We start from the raw sequence: 19,937 nt of genomic DNA, 5'->3' as shown, positions 1-19,937 counted from the left end.
TCCCTTAAAACCGGGGCAATAGCCCATTAAATGTTAAATATTAACTGTAAAGTCCAATTGGTGGACATAGGTGGTTAAAATAGCATATAAAATGGAAAATCTTGCTGTATTATGGGTTTGGCTATCGCAATAACTTTGTCGAGGTATTCTAAAAAACATGTAGTTATGAAAAGCATGAAGTTTTATCCGGCAGTATGGCAAACAATAGCATTTGCACTTGAAGATTATCAACTGGATACCGAAAGTAAATCCATCAAGGATTTGGTCTTAAGGAATTCTTTTGCCCTAGATATGAACGTATCGGAAATGAATTTAAACATTGTAAAAATTTCCGTTTTTGATGATAGAGGCATAGAACATTTTATAAATGATTTTCCTGGCCAGGCTTCCATTCCTATTAAAGGAACACATACCGGTCTTTTTCTTAAATCCAAAGGTGTTCTTTCGTTGAAAACGGGTGTCTATGATACCTTCCGGTTTTACTTGGGGCATTCAGGGAACAGTATTGTTTATAGTGACCGTATGAAAGAACCTGCGGACGGAATTAGATACTTGGATTTTGAAATTGTGAATAAATTAAACATAACAAGTGACGAGTCCGCAGAGGCTATCCTGAGGTTTGATTTTGCCCCTTTTGAATCTTCTAGGTTTTTTAGCAAAATCAAGGAACTTTTTAAGGTAAGCAGCATTTTCACGGGAAGGTTGGCCAATAGCCTTAGTCAATAATTAAGGTTTTTGTAAATTGTCTCCTTGGTAAGCGCCCAACATGGAGTTAGGTTTATCGTATTTTAGAAATGGCATGTTATGATTGAACCAGTTGGCGACTTTGGGCAGACCGCACCATCTTTCAATTTATATTTAATCCTAGGACAGCTTAGATCTTTCTTTAATAATAACAGCCATCAATAGTTTATCCCTAGTTAATTACTTTTCCTTGACACGTCTGCTTTTATAACTTCAACGACGGTCATGCAGGAAAGTCTGCAATCTACAAACAACTTTTTTACCTTATCCCTGACCAATGTCATATTTCGGTGCCAGAACTTCTTTTAATTTAGGAGCCGTAAATACACCATTATGATACGCATCTTAAGAAAAATAGTAGAAGTTTGGAATAGTGTAAACCTTTGTCTTGTTTTAGAGTTTCCTCCAAAGCACGTTCCTAAACCCTGCCCCGTAGAAATAAAAAAACAGGGTCATAGCTACTAGTTGTTTCCGGTATGCCAACCCCTTAAGTATACACTGAGCATGTGGCTTGCATTTTTTCTCTCAATATACATTTTAGTAGCTTTTTCCATTATTATAAGTATCCTAATGAATGGAGCCAGACCTTCAAAAAGCCTTGCTTGGCTATTGGCCATATTTACTATCCCAGTTGGGGGAATGCTACTGTATTTATTATTGGGGAGAAATAGAAGGAAAAATAAGTTGCTGAAATTAAAAGAACGGGCGTTGTTCAATTTACCTCAGCCTACATTTCCTCAAAAAGCAACTTTTGATGGACAATACCAAAAGCTGATGAATTTGGTATATCATAATTCCCATTTTCCACCAGTGGAAAACAATAAACTAACTTTGTTGAAGGATGGAAAAACTACCTTCAAGTCTATTTTTGAGGCTTTGGAAAATGCAAACCACCGCATTCATCTTCTTTACTATATTTTTGAAGAAGGAGAATTGGCCAATAAACTACTATTGTTATTTGAACGGAAGATAAATGAAGGGGTTCAAGTCCGAATGATATATGACGGAATAGGTAGTTTTTCCCTTAGCAAATCGTATTTAAACAAGCTACGGGACATTGGGGTAGAGGTGTACCCCTTTTTACCTTTTAAGTTTGGTAGGTTCCTTTCGTCCCTTAATTATAGAAATCACAGAAAAATTATTGTGGTAGACGGTGTTGTTGCCTTTACCGGAGGCATTAATATTTCTGATAAGTACCTGAAAGGGGACCTTGAATTGGGCATTTGGCATGATATGCACCTTAGATTGGATGGGGTTGCCGCGGGGCATTTGGATTACGTTTTTGCCATGGATTGGTATTTGGTTTGCAAGAGAACAGTAAAGCCCCTAGGGGTTGGATTAAAAAAAGCTAGTGAGAATCTTAATAATGACAAACTTGTACAGATTGTCTCGGGTGGGCCGGATGATGACTTTCCTTCTTTGGAACAAGCTTATTTTACGATTATCAACAAGGCCAATAGCTATATTTATATCACCAATCCATATGTTATTCCCGGACGAGCTATTTTGCAAGCTCTTGAAACTGCGGCAATCGGCGGGGTAGATGTACGGATAATGGTCTCTGGTAATACTGATAACAAAATAGTGAATTGGAGTGTACGCTCCTATTTTGAATCTATGCTTAAGGCCGGTATTAAAATATACTTATTTCCTGATGGTTTTTTACATAGTAAGATTATAGTGAGTGATGATGCCATAGCAACAATAGGAACGGCCAATTTGGACGATCGTAGCTTTGAACAGAATTACGAGGTAAATGCCATTGTGTACGATTCACTTTTTGCCAAATTGCTTAGAAAAGACTTTCTAAAAGATGCTAAGGAAAGTAAATTGATTACTTATGAAGAGTATCTAGATCGTTCTTTGACCGAAAAATTAAAAGAGGGCTTAGGTAAGATATTTAGCCCATTATTATGAATTGATGGTTTGCTGTCCCAGTTCATTTTTACAAATCCTACCTTCTTCCCAACAGTTCAAATTTTCAAAGGTAGTATCAGCTATATTGGTTAGGGCCTCTTTGGTTATAAAACCTTGATGGGGAGTAAGGAGTACGTTGGGTAAGGACAATAACTTCTTTAATTGCTCATCCGGTATTCCTGTTTTGGAATGGTTCTTAAAAAACACCCCTCTTTCTTTTTCGTAAACATCGGTACAGTAGCCGGCTATTATTTTACTTTCCAAGGCTTTAATCAATTCATTGGTCTGTACCAGTCCCCCCCTGGAAGTATTAATAAGAATTGCATCTTTGTTCATTAGATCAAGTATTTCTTTATTGATCATGTGGTGGCTGTCTTGGGTCAACGGTAGATGAAGGCTTATAAAATGTGATTTTTTGCACAAATTGTTCAATGAGGTATAGGTGACACCGTATTGCCCAATAAGATCAATATTTGGTTTAATATCATACGCCAATATCTTACACCCAAAACCATGCATTATTTTGGCCATTACCCTACCAATTTTTCCTGTTCCTATAAGACCTACCGTTTTGCCGTTTAAATTAAATCCAGTTAGACCGTTTTGCAGAAAATTATAAGCGGTAACCTGTCTGTTTGCAATAATAATTTTTCTATTAAGGGCCAAGAGTAGGGCAGTGGCATGTTCCGCAATGGCATGCGGGGAATAGTCGGGGGCGTTTGCTACCTTAAAGCCAAATCTACGGGCCATTTTTAGGTTTACATTGTTATGCCCAGCTGAGCGAAGGGCAATGTAGCGTACTCCCAAGTCCCATAATTTTTCTAGAACGATAGATGAGGCATCGTCACCTGAAAAAATAGATATGGCATTATGGCCTACCGCACGGAGGGCTGTTTCGGAGTTCAGAGAAGTCTTGGTATAAAAAACCTTGTGCTGCCCTTGGTTGGCCTTTTCTAAAAAAGGTATTTCAAAGTCCTTAGCACTATAGACCAGTAACTTCATTGTTCAGATCTTTATAAAATATTAAATCTTGCTCCTCCATGGCCAGAACTACGAGTTTTACATAGTCTTTTATGGTCTTTTCAATATTCTTGGGGTCTTCTATATCAATACTTCCTCTCCAGACCAGGGACCGTTCCTTGCCTTCACAAATACAATACAAGGTAGTCTCTGCATGGTAGACCGTAAATTTGTCATAGTAGTCCTCGTCATAGTAGATATCCTGGTGGTCTAAATAATCATCATTGAATCTTCCCTGATAATTATTCCATTTGGAGATCGATTTTATAAAACTCTCCCTATCCTCGGAGCCTATTATCTTTGTAAATAATATTGCGTCAAAATCTTTGTCTAAAAGACTTTGCTCTACATCATCCAATTCCTTTTCTGTTTTTTTTGTATTGGTGAAAGAAATATCAAAAACGTCAATACTACGCATAGATTCAACATTCCTCTTACTAAATTCTTTTTGCAATTTGGATTCAAAATTTTGCCGGGCTTCTTCATTTGGGGTCATTCCAACAATTAAGACCTTATTGGCATGAAACAATACATATTCCGGATTTTTCCAGTTTTCAACCAAACTTGTGGAAGTACATGCCATTTGTAGTAAAGCCAGAATAACAAGTACTTTTTTTATGATGCCATTTTTTGTTGTAATTGACAGTGATTTATTCATGTTTTTTATGAGTATTGATATCTAGGTTTTATTCTTTTTTATAAGCCTTGGGTTCAAAATTGGCATTGGGGCCGTTCTAAAAGTGCGTTACAGTTAAAATTTAGAAAGGTCCCAACGGGAATACCTTGGGACTAAAGTAGTAGAAGTTACAGAGAATTAATATGACGTTGGTCAGTAAGTATTTTATTCTATTGAGGGGGGCGTTTTTTTAATAAGCCTCCTACATAGTTAAAAACCTCGGCTTTAAGGTTTTTAAAATTATTTAGACACTCCTCTACTTCCTTCTGTATTTGACTGTTTTTCTTAAAGTATTCGGAGTTGGTTGCTATCTCGTCAATCTCTGATAAATTGCCCAGATTATTTTCATGGCGGGCAATCTGAACTTTTAGATCATGGTTGTTGTTATTGGCCTTCTGTAGTCTCGTATTAAAATCGTGTAGGCGTTCAAAGAGATTAGGGGTGTTGTCCTTAAAAACGGATGAGCTTAATAACCTTTCAATGAAAATATATTCATCATCCATAAACTGAAGAAGCGATTTCCATTGTTGCACTTCCCAATGTAGATCCCCAACTTTTTTTACCTTGGACAAACTTATATTTTTAATCACCATAATTCATGTTATATATAGCAAAATTAGGGTGAGCATAAAAATTTTGCAATGACATTTGTCATCTAGGTATGTATACTAATTACATATTCATCGTTCAGTTTTGGTATTTCTGCCTTCCAGCCGTGTACATCCATTATTTTTACCCTAAATGCATCCAGGGCAGTGGGTTCTCCATGTATAAGAAATACCTTTTCTGGAATGTTTTTTATAGCACCCATCCACTCAAGTAATTCTCTTTGATCCGCATGGGCAGAAAGGCTTTCCAAATGATAAATACTTGCCTTTACGGGATAGTATTTTCCAAAAAGTCTTATTTCATGGGCACCTTCCAATAGCTGCCTCCCCCTAGTTCCCTCAGCTAGGAAGCCAACCAGTAAAACAGAAGTAGATGGTTCATCTATTAACTGCTTTAAATAAGTAAGTACCCTCCCACCTGATACCATACCACTTCCGGCAATCACAATTTTAGACCTGGGGTCGTCTATGGTCTTCCAAGTATCGGCATAGGAAGAAATGATGTTGAAATGGTTGCACATGGCACGGAATTCGTCCATGGGCAGTTTATGCCATTTAGGGAATTGTTCAAATACAGACAGGACATTATTGCCCATTGGGCTATCTATGAATATGGGTATATTGGGAATTTTGTTCTTTTTGTACAATTTCCATAGCATATACATTAAGGATTGTAATCGCTCCACAGCAAAAGAAGGTATAATTAGATTACCATGTTCATGAATGGTTTTTTTTATAAGGCTGCTCATTATCTCCTGTACCTCTTCCTCTGGATGTAGTTTATTGCCGTAGGTACTTTCCACAAAAAGATAATCGGCCCATTGGGGTCTTTCTGGCCGGGCAAGAAGTTCATCCTTTTCCCGCCCTATATCGCCCGAGAAGACAAAGCGTTTACCATATATTTCCAAATCAATATAGGAAGCCCCTAAAATATGGCCGTTGTATTTAAACTGGAACCGAACATGTTTGGATAAGTTGGTCCACTGGTCTATTTCTTGTGGTTTAAGTAGAGCTATGGTCTTCTCGGCTTCCTTAATGGTGTAGAATGGTAATGCAGGCGTATGTTCGCTGTAGCCGTCTTTATTGGCTTGGTTGGCCTCTTCCTCATGAATCTTTGCGCTGTCCAACAGAATAATACACGTTATGGCCAGGGTTGGGGGCGTACCTATAATGACTCCCTTAAACCCCTCTTTTAACAGACGAGGTAGGTAGCCCGTATGGTCCAAATGCCCATGTGTCAATAAAACCACATCTATTTTAGAGGCATCTATGGGCAAAGGGGTCCAATTATGTAGCCTGAGTTCTTTTAGGCCTTGGAACATACCACAGTCTACCATTACATTTATTTCTGGAGTTTCCAGATAAAATTTAGAACCTGTAACCGTTCCCGAAGCTCCCAGAAAATGCACCTTAACGGTATTGGCACTAGTCATTGCACAGTTGGTTTATCTCCTCTAATATTTTATCCTTTCTATTTTGGGAAATGCCCAAATGGTCAAGGTAAAACTTGTCTTTGAAGAGTTGGCGGCAGAGAACAATATCCCGACTCAACAAAAATTGTTTTTCCCTTTTGCTCAATAAAGTAGAAACAGTAATGGGATACAGTCCCAATCTATCTATTCTGTCTTTAAGGCCATTATCCAATGGTAGGTCCCAGCTTAATAGGTATAGGCCAACGCATTTTCCATAGGCTATGGCATCAGCCGTAAAACGGGTGTTGGTTACCACCCATCCGTAATCCAATTTTCTGGTTTCCTTTTTCTTGGTTGCCCAATGGGCTTTTACATCGTTATAACGGGAGTGGATATACAGGGGAATCTTAACGTTGCAATTGCGACCCTCTTCAGAATGAAATTTACATTCAATGATAATGGCAGTGTCATTTTTTTCTGCCATCACATCTATTTCATGCGTTACACATATCCCGTTCATAATTTTATCTACCTGCGTTTTATAGCCCGAATATTCTAAAAGAGCCGCTACAAAACGCTCAAAGGGAAATCCGGTGGGGCCAAGTTCGTACAGCGCCTTTTTTAGTTTGTATTTTGAGGCAAATATGGATTTGTTCTTTTTTAATAGGGCATAGGCCCTGTTGTAAATTTCCCTGGTGCTAATACCATCATATAACTCATCCTTTACCTGGTTGACGATCTGTTCCACCAACTTATGGTCTGCTCCACTACGCCTCAGGGAATTACTGAGTTTGTCCAAGGAAAACCTAGCTTTTTTTCCGGAAGATTTTATGATCTCTATATGTAAATCTGGGTCCATATTTAGGTTTTTAAACGAACTTCCACTTCTGGTATTTTTAGCAGTTGCAAGGTGCTTGAAGCCAATACTACTTTTCCATGGGTATCCAAAATTCCTTGTTGTATAGACTGGAACAATTCATTTTTAGTACTCCTTCTATACCTGTAATCTGTTATATACCGTAAGTTTAAGACTATCCAATTATCGGTTAGGGTAATGGCAATGTTGGGGTCTATTTTGGCATTGTCAATATAATAGTGCTCAACCATTTCTTTCCATTTGGCCACGGAATTTTTGGTATAATCGGTGAGCCGATCTTGAGCCTCTTTCATGATCAGTTCTTTAGCTAGCTCAACATCCGATCCGTAGGCAACAAGTATATCTATTTCATCCCATACAAAGGGGAAATCCATGGAGTAGTTTTTAATGGGTCCCTTGAAAACAAATGCATTGCTTATCTTAATGATCCTCCCGGAATAATTATCACTGCTTACCCATTCCCCAATCTCCATCAAGGTGGTATAAATGCTATCTATGTCTATAACATCCCCTTTTATTCCATTTATTTCAATACGGTCACCAGGTTTATAAACTCTGACAAAAAAGATGTAAAAGGATCCGGCTATGCTAAGGATAAGTTCTTGTAATGTAAATGTGATACCCGCTGTAAAAAACCCTATAATTATAGTGTAGTCCTTTATGTTTTCAACGGTAATGGCTATCAATATCAAAAAAATAATTAGGAGATAACCAATGATTTCTATACCTTTTTGTGCCTTGTAGCGAACTGCTGTATTGTCTATCCTTTTCTTAATAACTTTGCGTAAATAACCAATGAGCACAATTATGACGAATAACCAAATAAAAAGTTTCGCCAGCTTCACTATTAATGGGTCGTTTAAAAAATAAGAAAGGTTGTCCATTTACGTTTGGGTAGGGACCAATTCTTGCTTCCAATAATTTAGATCCAATTATTTTTGGCTAATTAGTTATTTGGTGTCCTTAAAAAAGTCTCGTACCAAAGCCTTGGTTTGATTTTCGGTCATACTATCTACCTTAGTAACCGTTTTTAACTTATCTGCTAGGTCCTTGTGGTTTTCAAGCAGTTCCTTTCTAAACTTTTCATTGGTATCTGCCGGACCAAAAAGCGCAAGGGCATCGGCATCGTCAATAGCTTTCGCCAGTTTTTTGAAATAGGTTTTAAGCTGTTGTTTTTCCCGTTCCAGATAAGTTCGTTCATGAGTAACGTCCTGGGTTGCCCCCGTTTTTACTCTAGGTGCTGCTGTACTTTTTCTATTAAAAAATTCTACTTCGGAGAAAAGGGTTTCCAAATGTTCTTCGTTGTTGTCCAAACGAACAATATGGGCTTTTTCCTTATCCATCCATACGCCTACATTTTTCATCTTAATACTTTTTAGTGTTTTTAAATGTTACTCCCGTCATCATTGGGATTATTTAATTTAATCATATACCAATTTTCGGCCTTCCTTTTAGAGCTGAAGTTTACATACTTCCTTTGGAGGCCGAATAAGGGTAGGTCAAGGTGCGTTCAGGGCCAAAATGGGAATCTTGGCGTCATAACCAATTTCTTTGACCAATGGCTTGGAAAATATGCTATTGAAAAGAAAATGTTTTTTATTGATGAAGGCTATCATGTCACTGTCTCTACTTTCAACAAATGAGGTGAGTCCTTCCGCAACTTTTTTTTCGCTTAACATATGGAAGCTATGGTCTACATATTCCAGAATGTCCTGTAGCAGCTGTTTATTCTGCTCTTGCTCATCACTTATAGTTTCGGACTTTGTAACATATACTACCCTTATGGAGCTACTATGCATCTTGGCTATCTCTAGCATATAATTCAATAATTTACGCTTATAGCCCGTCAAAAAGTTAGTTGGAAACACAATTTCTTTTGGCTCCATAAACCGTACTTTTTCCGGAATGGCCATTACTGGACATTGCCTAATCTTTTCCATTGCGTTTACTGTATTACTTCCAAAAATGACACCTTTGGCCCCTGTGGCCCCCTGTGTACCCATAACAACCAAATCTATATCCTTGTTGTTTATAGTTTGCTCCATAGCTTCCGATAAAAAATTAACGGTAGATATGGTATGATAGCGGTGACGGGGATTGTCCTGATGAAGTTTTAATATGTCCAAAAATTTTACAAAGCCTTCTTCCGAAGCAACTTTTGCAGTTTCGTATTCTGCACTTCCCGGCTCTGGAAGTATTAGGGTGTTGGTGGTATAATTCTCCAGACGAAAAATATTTAGAAAGTAAAATTCGCAATGTACCTTGGCATAAAGGTCTATGGCATAACGAGCGGCATTAAGCGCATTTTTAGAGAAATCGGTAGGAATCAAAATTCTTTTGTCCATAACACCTTTTTATTTAGATTGTTCAATAAATATAGCGGCTGAACATACCAATTGCAATGACAATTATCAGTCCCGGGTAGGAAGAATCAAAAACGGAATATGGGAATACATGCTTATATCCTTTATAACATGTTCCTTGGTCAATTTTTCGATAATTCCCCGTTTTTGGTTTACCATGGCATACATATCTACTTCAAACTTTTTTAAGAAAATATCAATAACTTTTGCTTTATCATCAAAGCTCCGTGTCCAATGAAATGAATGTTCAATAACTTGAAATAAACCCTCTATTTCCTTTCTATTAAATTCTTGGGTTTCATTTAATATTTCTTTTTCATCAACATGCATTATCCTAATTGCTGCGCTGCACAATGAGGCCAGGTACATGAGGGGGGCCAAGGTGTTTTTGTTACAACCTTTTATAAAATCTGTAACAAAAGCAATTTCTTTTATGGGTTTAAAATCCAATTCTCCCGGAATGGCCAATACTGGACATTGGTTAATAGTATTGGCCACTTTTATGGTATTGCTCCCAAAAAAAATATCGGCCGCCTCGGTCAGTCCCTTATTGCCCATGGTAACAAGGTCTATTTGTAGTGTTTCTATCTTTTCAGTTATAATATTGGCTAAATCGCCTTTCTGGGAAATAACTTCAAAACGATGCTGGGGATTGGAATTGTCCAAGACAATCTTGTGTTTTATATGGGTAAGTTGTTCTTTGGAATCTATTTCTAGCTGATGTAAATATTTTTTGCCACCTATAGGGGGTAGGGTTTTTCCTCGTAGGATAGAAAGTTCGGAATAGGTGTTAAGAATGTAAAAGGTACAGGGCCTTGAAGCCAATAGCTTGGTAGCATAGAACAGCGCACAATAGGCATTGTCGGAAAAATCAGTAGCTACAAGTATATTTTTCATGCTAATCGTTTTAGAATTGCGGCATTACCAAAAATGGGACGGTAACATGGAACCCTATTTTTTTTATAACTGGCTCTATAAAAAGTCGCTCTAGAAAGGTGTGTTTGTTTTGGATCATTACCAACATATTTATTTTTTCCTTGGTTTGGAAGCTGTTGATAGCGTGAATAATTTCATCGTTAGATACCTCGTGGTAAAGGGCTTTATTGCCCAAGATTTTTTCAAGACCTGCTTTTTTATTTTTTTGATCTGCAGTTAATTCGTACCCTGTAGATACGTGCAATACATTAATTTGGGAACCGTGTTTTTCTGCAATGTGCAACAGTGGCGCCAGCTTATCTTCCTTGTAGTTAATTTCATAATCTGTGGGGAATAAAATTTCTAAAGGGTTCTCATATTCAAATTTTGGAGGTACCACGATGACCGGGCATTGGGCTCTTTTTATTACATGCACCGTATTGGTGCCAAACAAAATTTCCTGGGCGCCCGTGGCTCCTTTTGTTCCCATGATTACCAGATCTATATTTTCAGCTTCAATACATTCCTCCACCTCTCCCAAAAGGGTATTGAAGGCTGTATGTACTACAAATGAATGTTTTAAATTATCATACTCTTGTTCCAATTCACTTTTTAATTTTTCCAGTTGTGTCAAGGAGGTTTCCTGCATCACATCGCCCAATCCGATTAGTCCCGGACTCCCTACCAAATATTCCGCATTGTAAACAGGTGGCATATAGGTATGCAACAGGAAAAAAGTACATTCTTCCTCTTTAAATAATTGTAACGCATAAGAAATGGCCCCTTTGGAGTTGTCTGAAAAATCTGTTGGAAGTAAAATTCGTTTCATACTATAATCTTTACATTAGCATTGTAAAACTAAAAGGGAAGATTGTCAAAAACCATGATATTGGTCAGTAGTGAATTATAGTATTTTTGGTAATTTTATTCTTTAAAATAGTAAAAAATGAAGAGTAGTTTTAATAAAATTATAGATTCGGAAACACTGGTTCTAATCGATTTTCATGCGGACTGGTGCGGTCCTTGTAAAATGTTGGCACCCATTTTAAAGCAGGTAAAGGAGGAAATGGGCGATAGCCTTAAAATAATTAAGATCGATGTGGATAAAAACCAACCCTTGGCCAATACCTATCAGGTGAGGGGAGTACCTACCATGATGCTGTTTAAAAAGGGAAAACAGCTTTGGCGACAGTCAGGAGTGTTACAAAAAAACGATATTGTCAATATTGTGCGACAACACATTTAGAATCAAGGATTATTAGTAGACCCTGTTACTTGTTTCCGCAAAGGCTACTAACCTTCATGTACCACCAAGAATGGTACTTTGGTATGGTAGCTTATTTTTTCAACCGTAGGCTTAAAAAGGATACGCTCTATAAAATTTAAATTTTTGGCAACCATGACCAACATATCCAAATTTTTATCTGCTACAAATTTTTCTACAGCCTCATCCAATTTTCTATTGTTCTGGGTATGGAAGGAATATTGGGAATCTATAAAATAGTTTTCTAGAAATGCTTTGTTCTTAACTTGAACTTCACTTAAGTCTTCAGTCTTTGGAGCAACATAGAGAAAGTGTAATGATGAATTGTGCAGAACTACCATCTCTTTGATATAGTCCATTACCTTAAGGTCATACCCAATTTGAAAATCTGTGGGAAAACCTATTTCCTTTGGGGTACTATATTGGGCATCTTCGGGTACTGCCAAGACCGCACAGCGGACCTTGGTTAGTACATTACCCGTATTACTGCCCATGGATACGGCCTTAAACCCTGATGCCCCCTTGGTCCCCATGATAATTAAATCAATGTCCTTATCCTGTACTTCCTGTTTTATATGGTCTAAAAAAAAGCCGTACAGGGAGGTTGTGTGGAAGGAATGTTTGGTGTTCAAGGGCAAACGTTCTATCTGCTTGATTACCTTTGCCAATTTTTCATTGCTTTCCTTTAACAGGGTTTCTTCCATGATTTCTGGAGATATGTACATGGCCTCCTCTCCACCTGAGTTATATGAAATGGGGTTGATGTGGACAATATGAAAAGTGCAACTTGTTTTATGAAATAATTCCATGCCATATTTAATGGCATTCCATGCATTTTCAGAGAAATCGGTTGGTATCAGTATCTTTTTCATAGTTACTATTTCTTTGCTTTAAAAATAGCTTTGCTATGCATCCACACCAATGACAAATATCATTTTCCATGAAATAGATTGGAAAAATTAATTTTTAAATCAGGACTCTATAAGTGGTAATATCAAGAAGGGCACTTCTGTGCTAAAAGCAACTCGTTTGATGACATTTTCTTTTATAAGTTTTTCAAAGAAACTATGCCAATAATTAATCATTGCAAGCATTCCAATGTTATTTTGTTCTTGGGTATATGCGTTAATAGCACCAGATATGGTAGACTGTCCTACTACTTCTTCAAAATGGTGTTCTAATTTTGAGAACCTCTCTGCCAATAGGTTTTTTGCTGTTTTTTGATGTGGTAGCATTTCCTTTCCTGTGTCAATATGTACTATATGAATAGAAGCATCCCACAACTTGGCCATTTTTATCAGGGGTATTAATTCTACCTTGGAATAAATATGTTCATAGTTCGTGGCAAAAGCTATTTCATTTGGAAGCCTAAAATTATAGTCACCTGGCACGGCAATGATGGGACAGAAATCTATTTTCTGAATAATGTTTACTGTATTGCTTCCCATAAATACCTCTTTAATGGCAGAGGATCCTTTGGTGCCCATAACAATATAATCTATATCCTTGTCAATGGAGGTTCTTCCAATGGCATTTACTAGGGAATCTCCTATGCTTAGCCCTTCAAAGGAATGTAATTGGTTTTTGTTTTCAGAGATTTGTGCTTCTATTGCGGTTTCTATATTTCTTTCAGATTCATCCTTTACCGCCCTATATAGTCTTGTGTCCTTGGCCTTTCCCATGGTACTACTTAAATTGGAGCCCCCTACCTCAAAGGCGTTTAGTATATAGAACACACATTCTACCTTCTCAAATAGATCCATAGCGTATTTAATGGCGGTGTTGGCATTTGGAGAAAAATCGGTAGGTAGTAGTATAAGTTTTACTTTCATGATCTTTATAATATCGTATTAACTGTTTATCGGTGTCTTCTTTAGGGGTGTTCCGAAAGAAATAAGACCGGCACTTTGGAATGGAAGGCCATTTTTTTTATAACGGCTTCCTTAATAAATCTTTCCCAGAGTCCGTGGTGATGCCTTACCATGCATATAAGCTCTGCTCTTGTTTCCATCACGTAGTGCTCTATGCTACTTGATATGTTGGTATCAAAGGGCAATTGATGATAGGAAAAATGGGATTCCCGAAGTCGATCTTCCAATATTTTCATGTTTGCCTTTTGGGTGTCGTTTAGCAAAAATTCAACCGCAACATGTACCACCTTTATTTCGGCCTTCCATTGGGTGGCCAAATGGGTTAAGGGTAGTAGTTCGGATTTTTCATATTTTCTGGTGAAATCGGTAGGAAAGACCATTGACCTCAGGACTTGAAAATTATAATCCGCAGGGATGGCCAAAATGGGACATTTTTTTAAATTTTTAAGGACTTTCACCGTTTGGCTACCCATAAATATTTCTTTGGCAGAAGTGGCTCCCTGCGTCCCCATGACGATCAAGTCGATATCTTTTTTGGATACTTCTTCCTTAATTGCTTCTACAAGGGTATCCGATTTGGAAATAGTTTCAAAGCTGTGATTTGAGTTCTTATGATTTTCGTTCATATAGTCCAGTACCTTCGCTAGTTGTTGTTCAGAGTATTGTTTTAGGGAGTCATAAATTACCCCTAAACGTTGTTGGCTCTTGGCGTCAAGTAGATTTAATGTACTGGGCTCATAGGCGTGCAATACATAAAAGTAGCAGGGAATTTCGGCATATAGCTTTACCGCTGTAAAGATGGCGTTCCATGCATTATCGGAAAAATCGGTGGGTAGGAGAATCTTTTTCATAACTCGGGCTTTTGTAACGGTGACGCTGTAGAAAAGGGCAATACCAAAAATGGTATTTTGGTATGATAACCTATAGCGTCCACATTGGGTTGGGTCACCAAACGTTCTAAAAAAGTGTGTTTGCGGTTCATCATGGCCAATAGCCCACTATTATTTTTTTCTGCGTAGAGGTGAATGGCATTGGGCATTAACTGGCCTTTGACTTCCTCAAAGGTGTGCGTAATGGAATTAAGGAATTTAGTCAATGCCTTTTTATTTTCCTCTTGTTCTTTACTAAGTTCATATTCCTCCTTTACGTGCAACACTATTAATTTTGCTTTTTTAACCTTCGTTAGATCAATCAAATATTGTAGTGATTCCAATTCATACGGGGTGGTGAAATCTGTTGGAAAAACAATGGAATGAATCTCCTTATAGCTATATCCATTAGGGATTACCAATACGGGAACTCTTGCTTTTCTGATAACATGCACGGTGTGGGTTCCCATAAACACTTCCTTTGCTCCTGTGGCTCCTTGGGTTCCCATTATAATCAAGTGTATTTGCTCTCTTTGTATAACTTCCTGTATCTCGTCAGTAAGAACATTGAAGGCAGAAATAGTTTTATAACTATGTCTTTTATTGGGGTATTTTTTTTCTAGGTCTGTTACTGTTTTTTCAAGGCCTGCTTGGGCTATTTCCACACCTTTGTCAGGGATGGCACTAAAGGAAGGACCACCAAGTATGTAATCTGGACGGTATAGGGCAGGGGTATAGGTATGAAGGATAAAAAAAAGGCATTCTTCATTTGCAAAATATTCCATGGCATACGCTATGGCATTCCAGGCATTATTGGAGAAATCTGTGGGCAGTAATATCCTTTTCATCTTCTAATCTTTTTACCTCGGTAGATTCTGCATGACCAAAAACGGAATTTTTAGACGCAGTCCTATTTCATCCACAGTGGACCTGTACAGCATGTCTTCCAAAAATGAATGACGGGAATTGACCATCACAAGCATGTCTATATTATTGTTTTTAATATAATCCATAATGGCCTCGGCTTTATTTTTTGTAGGACTTCGTTCAAAATACAGGAAAGCACTGGTCAAAGCTTCCTTTAGAAACCGTTGATTATCTATTTGTCTATGGGATAATTCCTCAAAATCGGACAAGTATAGACTGTATACTTCAGATTTAAATTCTGCCGCCAAGGTATTGAGCAGTTTTAACTCCCTGCGTTTGTAAGGTAACATATAGTCTGAAGGGAATAATATTTTCTTTGGCTGTCTATACTTATAAGCCTTGGGAATGGCCAATACTGGGCATTGAACATATTTAAATACTTGAACAGTATGGCTGCCAAAGGTTATTTTTTTGTCTTCCGTTTCCCCTTTGGTACCCATGATTATTAGGTCTATATTAATTTTGTTTACAAAATCGTTGACCGCATCCACCAAAATATCAAAGGCAGAATGCGCTTCAAAGCTATGTCTAGGGTTGTGCTCCCTTTTTTTAAGTTTCGCAATAAGATCATAAAGGGATTGGTCGGAGTGTTTTTTTACCTTTTGCTTTTGCTCCTCTAGGGAAGTTTCGCCGTTAGTCTTAAAAGGGCCATATACCTCATCTGCATAGGCGTGTAGAAAATAAAAATTTGTACGCTCACATTTATAGAGTTCCAAGGCATAATCAATAGCGTGTACGGCACTTGCAGAAAAATCTGTAGGGATTAAAACGGTTCTCATAGGTTTATCTTTTAACTGTAAACCAAAGTTATCCGTAGGGGGGTATAAAACCTATGATATTTGTCAGTAGCCTCTATTGGCTGGCTGGGGTAATTTTGCTATTCGTGCAGGACCAATAAGGGTACCCTGGTATGAAAACTGAGTTTTTTAATGGTGCTGTCAAAAAGAAGCTGTTGTAGAAAATTAAGGTTTTTGGCTACCATGATCACCATATCAATATTATTACCGCTCACAAATTTTTCAATTCCGGTTTTTACTTTTTCATTTCTGAGCTTGTGTATGCTATGTGAATTATGGTACAGCTCTTCCAAATAATCTTGCAAGTAATTCTTGTTATGCTTTTGTGATAGGTTTAAGGAACCTTTGTCTTTTGAAACATCCAGTACCTTAAGGTTGGCCTTACACAGTCGTAAAATTTTGGAGATAGCCTCTAAAATGGAATGGGAAAAGAAATTGTTGTAGTCGGTAGCAAAAGCAATTTCCTTAGGAGAAGCAGCTTTGGCATTTTCAGGAACAACCAATAGGTTGCAGTGAACTTTGGTAATTACGTCTCCGGTGTTACTGCCAATAATAACATTTTTGATACCCGATGCCCCCTTGTTCCCCATTACGATCAAATCTATTTTTTTCTCCACTACGGTTTGTCGGATAATATCAACGAAATTTCCGTATTCATGAAGGGCTATAAAATGGTGGTCCGTGCTGTTGCTGAGTTTTGTTATGATACTAAAATAGTCCGACAGATTTCCTTTACTGGAATTATTTGGCCGTATAGCGGGCAAGGCAAATGAATTGCCCACAATGCCAGAGGCACTTAATGGTTCTACATGAAGCACATAGAAGTTACAGGGGGTGTCTTTGAATAAAGTAACAGCATATTCAATGGCATGCAAAGAATTGCTGGAAAAATCTGTGGGGATCAGTATGGTCTTCATTTAATATATGGCTACAGGGACACAAAACTAGGTCTGTAATTATACATTAAATATGACATTGGTCATTTTTCGTAATTCTCGTAGCTTAGTTTTAGGTCTATTAGTTGATATATTGCAGTGCTTTTAATTGCTTGATTCGTATGTTTCTTCCATCTATATCAATAAGCCCTTCCTTTTTAAACCCTGAAAGGGTGCGTATTAGGCTCTCTGTGGCAATTCCGGCTACACTGGCCAAATCGTTACGGGAAATTTTTATGGGATCTTCCGTTTTTTTATTCATGATTTCTGCGAACTGTAAAAGGGTTTGTGCTGTCTTCTTTCGTACCGAACTATAGGCCATTTGAAGTAGCTGCTGTTTTATTTCGGAAATATTATCAGAAAGCAGTTCCATTAATTCCAAGGAAATGGTATTGTTGTTTTCCAGAACTACCTTTAAGTTTTCTTTGGAGATACCAGCTAGTTCCACATCTTCTATGGCGGTTGCCGATTCCTGATAGGGGATATTGTTGATAAAAGAGGTAAACCCTAAAAAGTCGTCTGCCCTAAACAAGGATGTAATTAGCTCTTTTCCGTCTTCATCCATGGTGTGGCATTTTACCACTCCTTTTAAGATGAGATAAATTTTATGGGAATGTGAGCCTTCTTTATAAATGGTACTGCCCTGCTGGAAACTGATAGGTTCTCCATTGTCGTCAAAAAAGTTTTTTAATTCGTTCAAGGTACGTATCTGGTCTTCAGAATTCAGAGGGGTGTTCTTACTTTCCTGCTGCATACGTCCCAAGAGCGCAACCTTTGCCAAACGGCTTTCAATGGCACTAATTAGGTCCTCTTCTTCAAAAGGCTTTGTAAGGTAGTCATCGGCACCTAGATCCATACCTTTCCGTATTTCCTTGTGTTCGGTTTTGGCAGAAAGAAAGATAAAGGGAATCTGATTGGTTTTTTCGTTAGAAGAAAGGTTTTCCAATACCCCATAACCGTCAACCTCTGGCATCATAATATCACAGACAATAATATCGGGATTGTTTTCCTTGGCCATTTGTATTCCAATTTTACCATTGGGAGCGGTCATAACAGAATATCCTGAGAGTTCTAAGAGTTCTTCGGTATTTTCTCGCAAGGCTCTATCGTCCTCAATTAATAGAATAGTTTTCATGATTGATAATTTTTTTGTTCAAGAGGAATATAAATGGTAAAGGTGGATCCTTTATTTTCTTCACTGGAAAAATGAATGGTCCCGCCCAAGTTTTCCAAATGCTGTTTGGCAATATTGAGTCCAATGCCGGTACCTTGGGTTAGCAGGGCATTCTCTGCTCGAAAATAGCGGTTAAAAATATGTTTTTGTTCAGACTCTGGGATCCCAATGCCATGGTCTATGACATGGACGGAAATACTTTTTTCTGCATTTTTGACCACCAAATCTATAGAGGTGTCTTCTGGAGAATATTTTATGGCATTGTGTATTAGGTTGGACAATGCCAGCTCCAAGGTTTTTTCATCAAAGTTGATATAGATATCGTCAATATTTTCTGGGTAGGTAATGCGTTGACCAGATTTAAGTAGTAAGTTGGCGCCGTATACCACTTCGTTTACAACTTTGCTCAACGGAAAGTGTTCCAGCTTGTATTTAACCTTACCCGAATCCAAACGTTCTACCGAGAGAAAATCGGTTAATATGGTATCCAGATAGCGCACCTTGTTCTTTATGGTAGCAACATGCTTGTCGCGTTTTGCTTGTTGGTGTCCTTCGGTATATTTGGCCAATAGGGTTATAGAGGTTAGAATACTGCTCAATGGGGTCTTAAATTCATGGGATACCAGAGAGAGGAACCTAGTTTTTAGTTCATTCAGTTCTTTTTCCTTTGCTAATGCCTCGGTGAGCTGTTTTGTACGTTCTTGAACGGTTTTCTCTAGTTTCTCCGTGTAATTTTTACGTTCGGTTATATCCAATATCATGGCCACGAACACTTGGTCATCCCCTACTAGTGAAAGCTGTAGGTGTACTTCTACAGGATAAATGGACCTATCCTTTCTTTGGTGTTCGGTTTCAAACTTCACCTTCTCCTGTTTACCCTTTAACAAGGGATCTATAAGGCTCATGAACTGGCGCTTGTCCAAGTGCGGTTTAATATTCAATGGGGTCATACTTTTAAATTCTACCAAGGTATACCCCATATTCCGTTGAGCCTCTAGGTTTACATTTACAAAGCGAAGCGTTTGGGCATTGAAAACATAAATTTCATTCAGGGATTCATTAAAGATCCTGGCCCAATGACTAAGTTCTTTTTCTTTTATTTTTCGCTCAGTAATGTCTATTACCAGGGCCATTACATAAGTGCTGCCGTATAGTTCAAAAGGGTTTAGGCCCGCTTCTACCGGAAATTCTTCCCCATTTTTACGAATACCGTGTATATCCCTACCGTGGCCCATTTGTCGTCTTTCACTCTTTTCAATAAATCGTTCAACGTGGTGGTCATGGTTTTTGTGGTATCTATGTGGTATTAAAGTATCCAATGGCTTGGAAAGAAGTTCGTTTTTGGAATAGCCGAACATACGTTCCGCAGAAGAATTGGTTGCAACAATAATTTGGTTTGTGTCTACCACTATAATTCCTTCGGAAACCCCTTCAGAAAGGAGATTGAAAATATCACTGTTTTCTTGGAATGACTGCATGAACCAAAGATAAAATTTTTAAACTGATTATTGTCATAGAAATTAACGCTGTCTTTTTCTAATTTTAAATTTCACATTCGGGATAATCAA

Annotated in this window: 21 protein-coding genes; 3 read left to right on the top strand and 18 right to left on the bottom strand. The window is 37.8% G+C overall.

Annotated elements, in window-relative coordinates; translation table 11 throughout:
* Positions 1–165: 165 nt before the first annotated feature.
* Together EHW67_RS19825 and cls are read left to right on the top strand one after the other, a co-directional pair.
* Positions 166–726, top strand: coding sequence for a hypothetical protein (locus EHW67_RS19825; RefSeq protein WP_126164114.1), 561 nt, complete (start codon positions 166–168; stop codon positions 724–726).
* 522 nt (positions 727–1,248) lie between these two features.
* Positions 1,249–2,661: a cardiolipin synthase gene (cls, locus tag EHW67_RS19820; RefSeq protein ID WP_126164113.1), complete on the top strand. Its 1,413-nt coding sequence runs from the start codon at positions 1,249–1,251 to the stop codon at positions 2,659–2,661.
* Here the strand turns inward: cls and EHW67_RS19815 are convergent.
* The 10 genes from EHW67_RS19815 to EHW67_RS19770 form a co-directional block, all read right to left on the bottom strand.
* Positions 2,656–3,663 (bottom strand): 2-hydroxyacid dehydrogenase, encoded by a 1,008-nt coding sequence (locus EHW67_RS19815; RefSeq protein ID WP_126164112.1) that lies wholly within the window; start codon positions 3,661–3,663, stop codon positions 2,656–2,658. The two genes, cls and EHW67_RS19815, sit on opposite strands and share 6 nt — an antisense overlap.
* Positions 3,644–4,339 (bottom strand): hypothetical protein, encoded by a 696-nt coding sequence (locus EHW67_RS19810; protein ID WP_238389996.1) that lies wholly within the window; start codon positions 4,337–4,339, stop codon positions 3,644–3,646. Before EHW67_RS19810 ends, EHW67_RS19815 begins: the two co-directional genes overlap by 20 nt.
* 188 nt (positions 4,340–4,527) lie before the next feature.
* Complete coding sequence (locus EHW67_RS19805; RefSeq protein WP_126164111.1) at positions 4,528–4,950, bottom strand: hypothetical protein; 423 nt, start codon at positions 4,948–4,950, stop codon at positions 4,528–4,530.
* A 62-nt stretch (positions 4,951–5,012) separates the two neighbouring features.
* Positions 5,013–6,398, bottom strand: coding sequence for an MBL fold metallo-hydrolase RNA specificity domain-containing protein (locus EHW67_RS19800; protein ID WP_126164110.1), 1,386 nt, complete (start codon positions 6,396–6,398; stop codon positions 5,013–5,015).
* Positions 6,391–7,236, bottom strand: a complete 846-nt coding sequence (locus EHW67_RS19795) for an ATP cone domain-containing protein (RefSeq protein ID WP_126164109.1) — start codon at positions 7,234–7,236, stop codon at positions 6,391–6,393. The genes EHW67_RS19800 and EHW67_RS19795 overlap by 8 nt, the downstream gene beginning before the upstream one ends.
* Before the next feature lie 2 nt (positions 7,237–7,238).
* Positions 7,239–8,099: a mechanosensitive ion channel family protein gene (locus tag EHW67_RS19790; protein ID WP_238389994.1), complete on the bottom strand. Its 861-nt coding sequence runs from the start codon at positions 8,097–8,099 to the stop codon at positions 7,239–7,241.
* Between the two features lie 105 nt (positions 8,100–8,204).
* Positions 8,205–8,618, bottom strand: a complete 414-nt coding sequence (locus EHW67_RS19785) for a hypothetical protein (RefSeq protein WP_126164107.1) — start codon at positions 8,616–8,618, stop codon at positions 8,205–8,207.
* 135 nt (positions 8,619–8,753) lie between these two features.
* Positions 8,754–9,599, bottom strand: a complete 846-nt coding sequence (locus EHW67_RS19780) for a universal stress protein (protein WP_126164106.1) — start codon at positions 9,597–9,599, stop codon at positions 8,754–8,756.
* A 66-nt stretch (positions 9,600–9,665) separates the two neighbouring features.
* Positions 9,666–10,514, bottom strand: coding sequence for a universal stress protein (locus EHW67_RS19775; RefSeq protein WP_126164105.1), 849 nt, complete (start codon positions 10,512–10,514; stop codon positions 9,666–9,668).
* A gap of 10 nt (positions 10,515–10,524) precedes the next feature.
* Positions 10,525–11,361, bottom strand: a complete 837-nt coding sequence (locus EHW67_RS19770) for a universal stress protein (protein WP_126164104.1) — start codon at positions 11,359–11,361, stop codon at positions 10,525–10,527.
* A 117-nt stretch (positions 11,362–11,478) separates the two neighbouring features.
* On the opposite strand from EHW67_RS19770, the gene trxA reads away from it, so the two are divergent.
* Positions 11,479–11,778 (top strand): thioredoxin, encoded by a 300-nt coding sequence (gene trxA / locus EHW67_RS19765; RefSeq protein WP_126164103.1) that lies wholly within the window; start codon positions 11,479–11,481, stop codon positions 11,776–11,778.
* A gap of 47 nt (positions 11,779–11,825) precedes the next feature.
* Here the strand turns inward: trxA and EHW67_RS19760 are convergent, their stop codons facing one another.
* The 8 genes from EHW67_RS19760 to EHW67_RS19725 form a co-directional block, all read right to left on the bottom strand.
* Positions 11,826–12,668: a universal stress protein gene (locus EHW67_RS19760; RefSeq protein WP_126164102.1), complete on the bottom strand. Its 843-nt coding sequence runs from the start codon at positions 12,666–12,668 to the stop codon at positions 11,826–11,828.
* A gap of 99 nt (positions 12,669–12,767) precedes the next feature.
* Positions 12,768–13,628, bottom strand: coding sequence for a universal stress protein (locus tag EHW67_RS19755; RefSeq protein WP_126164101.1), 861 nt, complete (start codon positions 13,626–13,628; stop codon positions 12,768–12,770).
* Positions 13,629–13,669: 41 nt separating this feature from the next.
* Positions 13,670–14,518, bottom strand: coding sequence for a universal stress protein (locus EHW67_RS19750; RefSeq protein WP_126164100.1), 849 nt, complete (start codon positions 14,516–14,518; stop codon positions 13,670–13,672).
* Entirely contained in the window at positions 14,515–15,384 is an 870-nt protein-coding gene (locus tag EHW67_RS19745; RefSeq protein ID WP_126164099.1) for a universal stress protein, read from the bottom strand. Before EHW67_RS19745 ends, EHW67_RS19750 begins: the two co-directional genes overlap by 4 nt.
* A gap of 12 nt (positions 15,385–15,396) precedes the next feature.
* Positions 15,397–16,242: a universal stress protein gene (locus tag EHW67_RS19740; RefSeq protein ID WP_126164098.1), complete on the bottom strand. Its 846-nt coding sequence runs from the start codon at positions 16,240–16,242 to the stop codon at positions 15,397–15,399.
* Positions 16,243–16,340: 98 nt separating this feature from the next.
* Positions 16,341–17,177 (bottom strand): universal stress protein, encoded by an 837-nt coding sequence (locus EHW67_RS19735; RefSeq protein WP_126164097.1) that lies wholly within the window; start codon positions 17,175–17,177, stop codon positions 16,341–16,343.
* Positions 17,178–17,277: 100 nt separating this feature from the next.
* A complete protein-coding gene (locus EHW67_RS19730) occupies positions 17,278–18,330 on the bottom strand; it encodes a response regulator (RefSeq protein WP_126164096.1) in 1,053 nt (350 codons plus the stop codon).
* Positions 18,327–19,847: a sensor histidine kinase gene (locus EHW67_RS19725; protein WP_126164095.1), complete on the bottom strand. Its 1,521-nt coding sequence runs from the start codon at positions 19,845–19,847 to the stop codon at positions 18,327–18,329. The genes EHW67_RS19730 and EHW67_RS19725 overlap by 4 nt, the downstream gene beginning before the upstream one ends.
* Positions 19,848–19,937: the final 90 nt, after the last annotated feature.

Source organism: Arenibacter aquaticus (assembly GCF_003957295.1).
Classification (GTDB): domain Bacteria; phylum Bacteroidota; class Bacteroidia; order Flavobacteriales; family Flavobacteriaceae; genus Arenibacter; species Arenibacter aquaticus.
Note: the sequence above shows the minus strand (reverse complement) of the source record. Positions and strands in the feature narration are given on the sequence as shown.